This window comes from Moorena sp. SIO2C4 (assembly GCF_010672485.1).
GTDB lineage: Bacteria > Cyanobacteriota > Cyanobacteriia > Cyanobacteriales > Coleofasciculaceae > Moorena > Moorena producens.
Genome location: NZ_JAAHGN010000683.1, coordinates 1 through 4,123 on the forward strand (window position 1 = coordinate 1; position 4,123 = coordinate 4,123).

The 4,123-nt window shown below is 43.3% G+C and carries 3 protein-coding genes; all 3 read right to left on the bottom strand.

Going from position 1 to position 4,123, the window contains the following annotated elements; translation table 11 throughout:
• Positions 1–676 (bottom strand): calcium-binding protein (locus F6K20_RS27125; protein ID WP_287296713.1); only part of this gene is annotated, 676 nt, incomplete at its 3' end.
• Positions 677–2,552: 1,876 nt separating this feature from the next.
• Positions 2,553–3,926 (bottom strand): calcium-binding protein, encoded by a 1,374-nt coding sequence (locus F6K20_RS27130; RefSeq protein WP_287296715.1) that lies wholly within the window; start codon positions 3,924–3,926, stop codon positions 2,553–2,555.
• Positions 3,907–4,123: hypothetical protein (locus F6K20_RS27135; protein ID WP_287296716.1), on the bottom strand; the 217-nt coding region annotated here is incomplete at its 5' end. The genes F6K20_RS27135 and F6K20_RS27130, both read right to left, overlap by 20 nt.

Genomic DNA, 4,123 nt, shown 5'->3' on the forward strand with positions numbered 1-4,123 from the left:
CCCCAAACAGAGAGTCGTTACCTGAGTCCCCAGACAGATAGTCATTACCTGAGCCCCCAGACAGAGAGTCGTTACCTGAGCCACCAGACAGAGAATCGTTACCAGAGCCCCCAGACAGAGAGTCGTTACCTGATTCGCCAAACAGAGAGTCGTTACCTGAGTCCCCAGACAGAAAATCGTTATCTGAGCCCCCAAACAGAAAATCGTTACCTGAGCCAGCGATAACAATGTCATTTCCCTCTTGACCAAAGAGAAGGTCATTGCCACCGAGTCCTATAATGATGTCATCTCCCTCAAGTCCCAGGATTAAATCGTTGTTGCCAGTACCGAGTAAAACGTCAATATTGGGAGTACCAATAATAAACTGAAAAGGCTGTGAGATTTGATTTTCTAACGATGATGTTTGTACGTCTGACTCATTGGAAACAAACGCTTGTATCTGGGTAGTACTGAACAACAACAGTGGAGCAGAAGAACCAGGTAACTGGGGGCTAGGAACTTCCTGATTCAGGATAGATTGTGGCAGTGAGTTGATTGACTCTAGTTCGGATTCTGGAATTAGGCCGGATGGTAAGTTCTCAATTGTATCTATTAACGTAACCATAGTGAATTTACTCTTGTTTTTGGATGTAGCTAACGTAGCGATCGCAGCAGCTAGACAATACCTAATGGTCATGAGCAGTTGATTACTCAGACTTTGACAAAATCTTAAACTCCAAACTGCCTCCCCTTTGGCCGACTGCATCGCTTTCAGGAATCTTTAGGAAATTTACCTTTTCCCCTTGCCTAGAAAGGTTTTCAGCACTGGTAGTCCCTGATGGGGTAAGCATTCAGCAGTCAGCTATCAGCTATCAGCTTTTGAATGAAAGAGGTAAGCATTCGTTGCATCTCAGTTCCCTGGCCTTTCGGCCACGCTACTTGAGGTGCCCGAGGGAGGAATTCATAGTCTTTGGCTTTGAGTCCGTTGAACTCGTCAGCCGAATAGCTTGTTTTAAGCTGACTGCTGACGGCTGATAGCTGAATGCTTACCTCATGGGGGAGACCCCCATGGCGGCGCTATCTCCCCTGAAGGAGCCCAAAAATGTCAAATTACCATTAAGACCATTAAGGGTTCTTGGTTGCGATCACCCCAGGGTAAACCCATCTTATTTTGGAATGCCTACTGGATATGGAATTCATAGGATAAGTATTTATCCTGATGAATTTTGAAATCTTTTATGAGTAAGGATTCTATAATTTAGATGGGTTTGTCCTGTGAATAATTCGTTTACTTTGGAACGAAAATTTGCACACTCCACCTATCTATAATCCTGGAGATTATTTGTGATTAACTCTATAGGCTCCGATTTGAAGTTACCCATACCTATAATCGAGTTTTGGGATAACCCAAAACCCTAGGGAGTGTTAAGCACCGTGTTTATTCTGGCAACCACAAACTAGGCAAGTAAGGGCACCTTGAATAACGCCAAAACAGCTATCTTACCGATAGGGGCAGAATTCCACTTGCCACCCATTTATCTTTTTTCGTTCTCTGAATAGAAGAGTAATTCATTTCCTGGATAAAATCAAGTCCTATCAAGGATTAATTATAAAATCTTAATTAAGGATAAATTGTGAATAAGTAAATATGAATTCTAGATGAATTATGAAGGATAAATTATGAATTTTATGTAGATAATTAAGGATAAATTGTGAATGATGAGATATGAATTCTAGATGAATTATGAAGGATAAATTATGAACTTCATGTAGATAAATTATGAAGTTCATGTAGGGTGGGCAGTGAACCAGACCGATTCACCAAGCCAAAGCCCATTGCTAGGCACTGCCCACCAACGGATTAATCACAATTGATGTAGATGTAGGGTGGGCAGTGAACCAGACCGATTCACCAAGCCATAGCCCATGGCTAGCCACTGCCCACCAACGGATTAATCACAATTGATGTCGGGTGGGCAGTGAACCAGACCAATTCACCAAGCCAAAGCCCATTGCTAGGCACTGCCCACCAAACGATTAATCACAATTGATGTAGGTGGGCAGTGCACCAGACCAATTCACCAAGCCAAAGCCCATTGCTAAGCACTGCCCACCAAACGATTAATCACAGTTGATGTCGGGTGGGCAGTGAACCAGACCGATTCACCAAGCCATAGCGCAATGCTAAGCACTGCCCACCAACGGATTAATCACAATTGATGTAGTTGATGTAGGGTGGGCAGTGAACCAAACCGATTCACCAAGCCATAGCGCAATGCTAAGCACTGCCCACCAACGGATTAATCACAATTGATGTAGTTGATGTAGGGTGGGCAGTGAACCAAACCGATTCACCAAGCCATAGCGCATTGCTAAGCACTGCCCACCAAACGATTAATCACAGTTGATGTAGGGTGGGCAGTGAACCAGACCGATTCACCAAACTGGCCAAAGCCCATTGCTAGGCACTGCCCACCAAAGGATTAATCACAGGTTGATGTAGGGTGGGCAGTGAACCAGACCGATTCACCAAGCCATAGCCCATGGCTAGGCACTGCCCACCAAACTAATCGTTATACAAAGGTCAAATCCCCTTGGTTATAGCCACCAGACACAATAGCAATAATGTCAAAGCCGAAATTAGGCGCGATCTTCTCAACAGAGTCCAAACTACTATCCCCTATGGTGAGCTGAGATTCAACACCTAAACTCTTACCTCCAGCAATATCATTAGCAATCTGTTCCACTGAAGCAAGACTTTTATCAGAAGAAGAGAAGCCTTGATTGACAGCGATAAAGTTTGATGCAAAGGTATAGTTGAGCCCTGACTTGAGTTGAATTTTATCCGTACCGGATTGGAAATCCTTAAGTAGAGCGTAATCATTCAGACCCAAAAATCCTCCACCACCGACATAGTAAGGATTCTTGCTATCTCCCATCACAAATTTATCAGCACCAGCTCCTCCGGTTAAGATATCAATTTCATTAATACCTGGCTGTTTACTGTTGGGATCAACACCTACGATGGTATCATTACCACCGCCACCAGTAATATTGTCACTTCCGGCACCACCAGTAAGTTGATTACTGTTGTTATCACCAATAATGGTATCGTTGCGACCAGCACCTTTGACATTCACAAAGTTTTGGACAGTGCGATTAAGAACTGGACCATTAACAACATTAATCTGTAAACTGTTCTGTTGCAGATTTACGTTCACAGACGCACCAGTACCAGCAGAAGAGGCATCAATCGTATTAGCTTGACCGGCATCCCCAATAATCGTCTCCACTCGGATCAGTGTATCCTGACCAAGACCACTTTTGTTAACGATTCCGGTGGGTAAAAGAGTAATAGCTCGACCCAAACCAGTGTAATCGACGCTATCGTTGCCTTCCTCTCCATCCAGGACATCATTACCACTACTGCCAATGAAATGGTTTTTGCCAGTTCCCCCAAATAGAGAGTCATTACCAGAGCCACCATCCAAGATATCATTACCAGAACTGCCAAACACAAAGTCGTTACCTGAGCCGCCAGACACAAAATCGTTACCTGAGCCAGCGATAACAATGTCATTTCCCTCTTCACCAAACACAAGGTCATTGCCACCAAGTGCTATAATAATGTCATTTCCGCCACGTCCTAAAATTAAATCGTTCTTGTTAGTACCCACTAAAAAGTCAGGATTGGGAGTACCAATAATAAAGTTAAAAGGCCCTGAGATTATAGATTTCGAGGATAAGCTTTGTACGCCTGACTCATTGGGAACTAACTGTTGTATCTGGGTCAAATTTAACTGAATCGGTGTACCAGCAGACTTAGATAAATCGGGGCTAGGAACTACCTGATCCTGAATAGATTGTGGCAGTGACTTGATTAAATCTAGTTCGGATTCTGGAATTAAGTTGGATAATTTCTGAGTTTCAGTTAGTAACGTAGCCATGGTTAATTAACTCTTTTTTTTGGTATGAATCTACCTTAGCGATCGCAGCAGCTATAAAATACCTAATGGTGATTAGGATTTGATTAGGTTTTAGGATTAGGTCAAGGAGTATAGCCTTTATCAAATAGGTGAAGTACACAATAGCAAGGGGAACAGCGGATCTGGGAACAGCGGATCTGGGAACAGGAAAAAGAACA